The organism is Pseudonocardia adelaidensis (assembly GCF_039543345.1).
In the GTDB taxonomy this organism is placed as follows: domain Bacteria; phylum Actinomycetota; class Actinomycetes; order Mycobacteriales; family Pseudonocardiaceae; genus Pseudonocardia; species Pseudonocardia adelaidensis.
This window is the reverse complement of record NZ_BAABJO010000046.1, coordinates 60509-68058: the sequence shown is the minus strand read 5'-3', so window position 1 is coordinate 68058 and position 7550 is coordinate 60509. Positions and strand designations below refer to the sequence as shown.

At 72.3% G+C, this 7550-nt stretch carries 6 protein-coding genes; all 6 read right to left on the bottom strand.

Annotated elements, in window-relative coordinates; genetic code table 11:
* Positions 1-473: 473 nt before the first annotated feature.
* The 6 genes from tyrS to argG are packed head-to-tail and all read right to left on the bottom strand — an operon-like array spanning position 474 to position 7548.
* Entirely contained in the window at positions 474-1742 is a 1269-nt protein-coding gene (gene tyrS / locus ABEA81_RS38715) for a tyrosine--tRNA ligase (protein ID WP_345612460.1), read from the bottom strand.
* A 60-nt stretch (positions 1743-1802) separates the two neighbouring features.
* Positions 1803-2804 carry an iron-siderophore ABC transporter substrate-binding protein gene (locus tag ABEA81_RS38710; protein WP_345612459.1) on the bottom strand — a complete coding sequence of 334 codons (1002 nt, stop codon included), beginning with the start codon at positions 2802-2804 and terminating at the stop codon, positions 1803-1805.
* A 19-nt stretch (positions 2805-2823) separates the two neighbouring features.
* Positions 2824-3459, bottom strand: a complete 636-nt coding sequence (locus ABEA81_RS38705) for a DNA-3-methyladenine glycosylase (protein WP_345612457.1) — start codon at positions 3457-3459, stop codon at positions 2824-2826.
* A complete protein-coding gene (locus tag ABEA81_RS38700; RefSeq protein WP_345612453.1) occupies positions 3456-4694 on the bottom strand; it encodes an aminotransferase class I/II-fold pyridoxal phosphate-dependent enzyme in 1239 nt (412 codons plus the stop codon). Before ABEA81_RS38700 ends, ABEA81_RS38705 begins: the two co-directional genes overlap by 4 nt.
* Entirely contained in the window at positions 4691-6115 is a 1425-nt protein-coding gene (gene argH / locus ABEA81_RS38695) for an argininosuccinate lyase (protein ID WP_345612451.1), read from the bottom strand. Before argH ends, ABEA81_RS38700 begins: the two co-directional genes overlap by 4 nt.
* Complete coding sequence (argG, locus tag ABEA81_RS38690) at positions 6115-7548, bottom strand: argininosuccinate synthase (protein WP_345612449.1); 1434 nt, start codon at positions 7546-7548, stop codon at positions 6115-6117. The genes argH and argG overlap by 1 nt, the downstream gene beginning before the upstream one ends.
* Positions 7549-7550: the final 2 nt, after the last annotated feature.

The following is a 7550-nucleotide window of genomic DNA, read 5'->3' as shown; positions in this document are numbered from 1 at the left end:
ACAAAAACTGGCCCTACAATTGCGCCGAGGACGGGGCCTCGACGACTTAATGTTCAAACTGGCACAAAACCAGTCCATGAACAAGCTCGACACACTGTTGAGTTCTCAAGAGACACCCGCACACCATTGCGATCCTTGCGGACCGGGCCGGGGCAACTTTCACACGGTACGTGGTCCTGGGCGCGGAGTCAAGCTCCGCCAGGCCCACTCCTTCAGGCTAGCACCGAGGTGCCCGGCCTTCAGGGGCGGCCGCCGTGATCCGGGGGCTGACTCTGGGCCGGAGATTCCGTCCCGGTCTGTCGTGCTGCCCGCCGTGGCGACGAGGAGAAAGTTACACACCCCCGTCAGAGGCCCGAACACCGGGGGTCCCTTTTTGATGTTCCTGCAGGTCAGGGGCCGTCCGGGCGGGCTTGCCGCTCCGAGGTGTCCAACGCGCGGGGACGGGTCGGTGTTCCCGCCCCCGCGCGGAGGGCTCAGCTCGCCCGGACGCCGGCGAGGTTCCGCTTGCCCCGGCGCACGACCGCCCACCGGCCGGGGAGGAGGTCGTCCTCGTCGAGCGTCCAGCCCTCGTCGGGCACCTTGGCGTTGTTGACGTACGCCCCGCCCTCCCCGACGGTCCGCCGGGCGGCGCTACGGCTCTCCGCCAGCCCCGTCGAGAGCAGGAGGTCGACGATCGTGGGGCGTTCCCCGATCGACACCTCGGCGTGCGGCACCTCGGCCAGTGCGGCGTCGAGGGTGCCGGCGTCGAGCTCCCGGAGGTCACCCCTCCCGAAGAGCGCCGAGCTCGCCGCGACCACCTGGTCCGTGGCCCGCTGCCCGTGCACCAGCGTGGTGAGCTCCCCGGCCAACCGGCGCTGGGCCTCCCGGGCGAACGGCCGCTCGGCGACGGCCCGCTGCAGGTCGGCGATCTCCTCTCGGGACATGAGCGTGAAGTAGCGCAGGTAGCGGACCACGTCGGCGTCTGCGACGTTGACGAAGTACTGGTACCAGGCGTAGGGCGAGGTCATCTCGGCGTCGAGCCAGATGCTGCCGCCGCCGGTCGACTTGCCGATCTTCCGGCCTTCCGCGTCGGTGACGAGCGGCGTGGTGAGGGCGTGCACGGCGGTGCCCTCGACCTTCCGGATCAGGTCGACCCCTCCGACGATGTTGCCCCACTGGTCGGACCCGCCGATCTGCAGCCGGCAGCCGTGCTCGCGGTACAGGTGCAGGTAGTCCTGGCTCTGCAGGAGCAGGTAGCTGAACTCCGTGTAGGACATGCCGTCGCCCGCGAGCCTGCGCTTCACGGTCTCGCGGTTGAGCATCACGTTGATCGAAAAGTGCTTCCCGACGTCCCGCAGGAACTCGAGCGTGGTCTGCCCGCCGGTCCAGTCGAGGTTGTTGACGACCAGCGCGCCGTTGGGTCCGTCGAAGTCGACGAACCGCTCCAGCTGCCCCCGGATCCGGCTCGCCCAGTCGCGGACGGTGTCGGCGCTGTTCAGCGCCCGCTCCCCGACGTCGCGCGGATCACCGATCATCCCGGTGGCCCCGCCGGCGAGGACGATCGGGCGCGCCCCCGCCTGTTGGAACCGGCGGAGTGTGAGTAACAGCATGAGGTTGCCCGCGTGCAGGCTGGGTGCCGTGGGGTCGAACCCGGCATAGAGGGTGAGCACGCGGGCGTCCAGATCACGCCGCAGCGCGTCGAGGTCGGTGCTCTGCGCGATCAGGCCGCGCCACTCCAGCTCGTCGAGGATGTTCGTTCCCACCCGTCGATCCTCCCCCACCCCGACCTGGGCGCGCCTCGCGGATCCGGCACGCCCTGGGTTTCAGCCGCCCAGGCGCGCGGCGAACTCGGCGGGCAGCTGGTCGAGCAGCGCGGGGAGGCTCAGCACGCTGCTGAACGACAGCGCGACGCCCTGCTCCTGGGTGAGGTTCACCACGCGTCCCTCCTGGCCGACGCGCAGGGCGGGGTAGCCGGGCTGGGCGTCGAGCGCGGCGTCGTCGTTGCCGGGGATCTCCAGCCACCCGACGACGTCGTTCTCGTCGAGCATGCCGAGCCGCTCGTTGCTGATGTCGGCGTAGAAGTCGTCGCCCGCGAGCTCGTCGAACACCGCCGGGACGGTGAAGCCCAGCGACGTCAGGAACCGGCCCCTGTTGTCCCCGGAGGTCCAGACGAAGTAGGAGGCGTTGGTCGAGCTGGCCGCGGCGATGGCGGCCGTGCGGCCCGCGAACTGCGGGTACTGCGCGCGGACGGCGGCGAACCGGGCCTCGAGGTCGCCGACCAGCCGCTCGGCCTCGTCCGGGCGGCCGAGGGCGGTGCCGATCAGCCGGGTCGCGTCCTGCCAGCCCACCTGGAACGGGTTCGCCCCCGGCGGCTGCGCGATGGTGGGGGCGATCCGGGAGAACGTCTCGTACTCCTGCTGGTCGAGCCCCGCCGACACCGCGACGATCAGATCGGGCCGCAACGCCGCGACCGTCTCGGCGTTGATCTCGTCCCCGACCAGCACCTGGGGCTGCCGGCCGTGCAGGCGGTCACTGGCCCACGGCCACGTGGCCGCCGGCCGGTTGCCGGTGAACTCGCGGATGGCGACGGGCACCGCACCGAACGCGAGGATCGTGTCCTGGTCGGTGTAGCCCAAGGAAACGACGCGTTGCGGCGCCGCCGGGATCACCGTCGAGCCCAGCGCGTGCTGCACCGTGCCGGGGAACGCTCCCCCGCCGCCCCCGGCAGGCGCCTCCCCGGCCGGGCCGGACCCGCCTCCTCCGCACGCGCTGAGCAGGACGGCGGCGGCGAGGAGGGCCGCGGAGACACGGAGCCGAACGATCACAGGCGAAGGTTAGGCTACCCTACCCCGCCCGTCCAGTCGCTGTGATCGGCGCGCCACGGCCGGGCCGGTACGGGCTCACCGCGGGCGAGCCGTCGACGAAGAACCGCCACGGCAGCTCGTGGGCGGCCGCCACCCCGACCCGCGGGCCGGTGCGCACGAGCGCGGGGTCGACCGGGGGCCCGGCCAGCAGCCGGACCGGCGACGTGGGATCGGTCACGTCGACCCCGTTGTGCTCGCGGCCCAGCCCCAGCAGCGACGCGAGCCGGGCCGGGCCCTTGGCGAGATCATCATCACGCCGGGCCGTCGGCCGCCGGGCGTGCGCCAGCCCGAGATCGGAGACCACCTCGCCCGCCCGCAGCAGCACGGCCCCGGCCTCGCCGTCGGCCAGCGCCGTGACGTTCACGCAGAAGTGCATCCCGTAGACGAAGTAGACGTACAGGTGCCCGGCCGGCCCGAACATCACCGCGTTGCGCGGGGTGCGCCCCCGGTAGCTGTGCGATGCCGGGTCGTCGCGACCGCGGTAGGCCTCCACCTCGACGAGCCGGACGGCCACCGGGCCCTCGGGTGTGTCCGAGACCACCGTGCAGCCGAGCAGCCGCACGGCCGCCTCGACGACGTCGACGGCGAGCTCCTCCCGCGGGAGAAGCTGCGTCACTTCTGGGCGAGCGCCAGGCGCACGCACACCGCCACGCCCTCCATGGCCTTGCGCACCTCGGGCAGCGGCGGGAACGTCGGCGCGATCCGGATAATGCTGTCCTGCGGGTCCTCACCACCAGGGTGCGTGGCCCCCGCAGGCGTGAGCGCCAGCCCCGCGTCCCCGGCGAGCCGGACGATCTCGGTGGCGGTGCCCTCCGGCACGGTCAGCGTGACGAAGTAGCCGCCTGCCGGCTTCGACCACTCCACGCCGGGGTTGTCGGCGAACTCGCGGGTGAGCACCTCGTCCACCGCGGCGAACTTCGGCGCGATGATCTCGCGGTGCTTGCGCATGTACGCGCGCAGGCCGTCGGCGTCGCGCAGGAACCGCACGTGGCGCAGGTGGTTGGTCTTGTCCGGGCCGATCGTGCGCTTCGAGGTGAGCCGGATCCACCAGTCGATGTTCTCCGCGGACGCGCCGAGGAACGCCACGCCCGCGCCGGCCAGCGTGATCTTCGACGTGGACCCGATCACGAACGGGCGGTTCGGGTTGCCCGCCTCGGCCGCGAGCGCCAGCACGTCGGCGATCTCCACCTCGTCCTCGGTGAGGTGGTGCACGGTGTACGCGTTGTCCCAGATGATCCGGAAGTCCGGCGCCGCCGCCGGCATGGCCGCGAGCCTGCGCACGGTGTCGTCGGAGTACACCGCGCCCGTGGGGTTGGAGTACTTCGGCACGCACCAGATGCCCTTGACCGTGGGGTCGGCGGCCACCAGCTCCTCGACGACGTCCATGTCCGGGCCGTCGTCGGTCATCGGCACCGGCACCAGCTCGATCCCGAGCCGCTCGCACACGCCGAAGTGCCGGTCGTAGCCGGGGACGGGGGCGAGGAAGACGACCCGCTCCTCGTCCACCCAGCGCCGCTCGCCGTCCGGGAGGGGGGACAGCAGCGCGTGGACGAGCGTGTCGTGCATCAGCTCGAGGCTGGAGTTGCCCGATGCCACCAGCTGCTCGACGGGCACCTGCAGGAACGGCGCGAAGATCTCCCGCAGCTCGGGGAGGCCGTGGAGGCCGCCGTAGTTGCGGGTGTCGGTGCCGTCCGCGGCGCGGAAGTCGTCGGCGCCCGGCAGGGCGAGCAGCGGGGTCGCGAGGTCGAGCTGCTCGGCCGACGGCTTGCCCCGGGTGAGGTCGAGCTTCATGCCCTCGGCCTGGAGCTTCTCGTAGGCGGCACGGGCGTCGTCCAGCCCCGGCGTGGTCATGATGATCCTCCAGTCTCGGAAAGGGCCTGCCGCGCGGCGGCGGCGGTGGTGCGCAGCTCGGCGAGCTGCTCGGCCACGCGGGCTCCCGCGGTGCCGCCGCGGGCGGCCCGGGACGCGATCGAGCCTGCCACGGTGAGCACGGCGCGCACATCCGGGTTCAGGGCCGGGTGGACGGCGGCCAGCTCGGCGTCGGTGAGGTCCTCGAGCCCGACGCCACGGGCCTCGGCCGCGCGAACGCAGCCACCCGCGGCCTCGTGCGCCACGCGGAACGGCACCCCCTGGCGCACCAGCCACTCGGCGATGTCGGTGGCGAGCGTGAAGCCCGCCGGGGCCAGCGCGGCCAGCCGGTCGGTGTGGAACGTGAGCGTGCCCACCATGCCGGCGACGGCCGGGAGCAGCAGCTCCAGCTGCTCGACCGAGTCGAACAGCGGCTCCTTGTCCTCCTGCAGGTCGCGGTTGTACGCCAGCGGGAGGCCCTTGAGCGTGGCCAGCAGCCCGGACAGGTTGCCGATGAGCCGGCCGGCCTTCCCGCGCGCCAGCTCCGCGACGTCCGGGTTCTTCTTCTGCGGCATGATCGAGCTGCCGGTGGAGAAGGCGTCGTCGAGCGTGACGTAGGAGAACTCCGCCGTCGCCCAGACGATCACCTCCTCGGCGATCCGGGACAGGTCGACCGCCACCATGGCCAGCACGAACGCGGCCTCGGCTGCGAAGTCCCGGGACGCGGTGCCGTCGATCGAGTTCGCCGACGACGAGTGGAAGCCCAGCTCGGCGGCGACGGCCTCCGGGTCGAGCCCGAGCGAGGAACCGGCGAGGGCGCCCGACCCGTACGGGGAGACGGCCGCCCGACGGTCCCAGTCGCGCAGCCGGTCGACGTCGCGCAGCAGGGCGTGCGCGTGCGCGGCGAGGTGGTGCGCGAGCAGTACGGGCTGCGCGTGCTGCAGGTGGGTGCGGCCGGGCATGGGCGCGTCGAGGTGCGCGTCCGCCTGCGCGACGAGCGCGTCGACGACGTCCAGCACGCCGGCGCCGACCCGGCGGGCCGCGTCCCGCAGCCACATCCGGAACAGCGTGGCGACCTGGTCGTTGCGCGATCGGCCGGCACGCAGCTTGCCGCCCAGTTCCGGCCCGGCCCGTTCGATCAGGCCGCGCTCGAGCGCGGAGTGCACGTCCTCGTCGTCGGGTGCCGGGCCGAAGGCCCCGGACTCGACGTCGGCGGCGAGCTTGGCGAGCGCGTCGAGCATGCCGGCCAGCTCGTCGTCGGTGAGCAGCCCGGCGCGGTGCAGCACGCGGGCGTGCGCCATCGAGGCCCGCAGGTCGTACGGCGCGAGGCGCCAGTCGAACTGGGTGGACTTCGACAGCGCCGCCAGCGCGTCGGCGGGGCCGGAGGTGAACCGGCCGCCCCACAGACCCGTCGAGCGGGCCATCAGTCGGTACCCGCTTCCAGCGCGACGTCGTCGAGCGACCTCTCGGAGTCGCGGTCGCCCGCCTCGTCGTCCGCGGCGATCCGGTCGAAGCCGCCCGCGGGCAGCTCCCCGAAGAGCGTGCCGTGCTCGACGAGCACCGTGCCCTGCTCGTGCGGCTGCCCGGCGTAGGCCTCCAGCTTGGCGCGGGAGTCGGCGATGTCGAGGTTGCGCATCGTGAGCTGGCCGATCCGGTCCACGGGCCCGAAGGCGGCGTTCTCGACGCGCTCCATGGAGAGCCGGTCGGGGTGGTAGGAGAAGCCGGCCCCCTGCGTGTCGAGGATCGTGTAGTCGTCGCCGCGGCGCAGCCGCAGCGTCACGGTGCCGGTCACGAGCGAGGCGACCCAGCGCTGGATCGACTCGCGCACCATCAGCGCCTGCGGGTCCAGCCACCGCCCCTCGTAGAGCAGCCTGCCGAGCTTGCGGCCCTCGTTGTGGTAGTTGGCGACGGTGTCCTCGTTGTGGATCGCGTTGAGCAGCCGCTCGTAGGCGGCGAAGAGCAGCGCCATCCCGGGTGCCTCGTAGATGCCGCGCGACTTCGCCTCGATGATCCGGTTCTCGATCTGGTCGGACATGCCCAGGCCGTGGCGCCCACCGATCCGGTTGGCCTCCAGGACGAGGGCGACGTTGTCGGCGAACCGCCTGCCGTTGATGGCCACCGGGTACCCGGCCTCGAACGTGATGGCGACGTCCTCGGTCTCGATCTGCACCGACGGGTCCCAGAACTTGACACCCATGATCGGCTCGACCGTCTCGAGGGACACGTCGAGGTGCTCGAGCGTCTTGGCCTCGTGGGTGGCGCCCCAGATGTTGGCGTCGGTGGAGTACGCCTTCTCGGCCGAGTCCCGGTACGGCAGGCCGTGCGCGGTGAGCCACCGGCTCATCTCGTCGCGGCCGCCGAGCTCCTGCACGAAGTCGGCGTCGAGCCACGGCTTGTAGATGCGCAGCTCGGGGTTGGCCAGCAGGCCGTAGCGGTAGAACCGCTCGATGTCGTTGCCCTTGAACGTCGAGCCGTCGCCCCAGATGTTCACGTCGTCGGCCTGCATCGCCCGCACCAGCAGCGTCCCGGTGACCGCGCGGCCGAGCGGCGTGGTGTTGAAGTACGTCCGGCCCCCGGAGCGGATGTGGAAGGCGCCGCACGCGAGCGCCGCAAGGCCCTCCTCGACCAGCTGCGGCTTGATGTCGACCGCGCGGGCGATCTCCGCGCCGTACTGCTTCGCCCGGGCGGGGACGCCGGAGATGTCCGCCTCGTCGTACTGGCCGAGGTCGGCGGTGTAGGTGCACGGGATCCCGCCCTTGTCGCGCATCCACGCGACCGCCACGGAGGTGTCGAGGCCCCCGGAGAAGGCGATGCCGATGCGCTCACCCTTGGGGAGGGAGGTCAGGACCTTGCTCACGG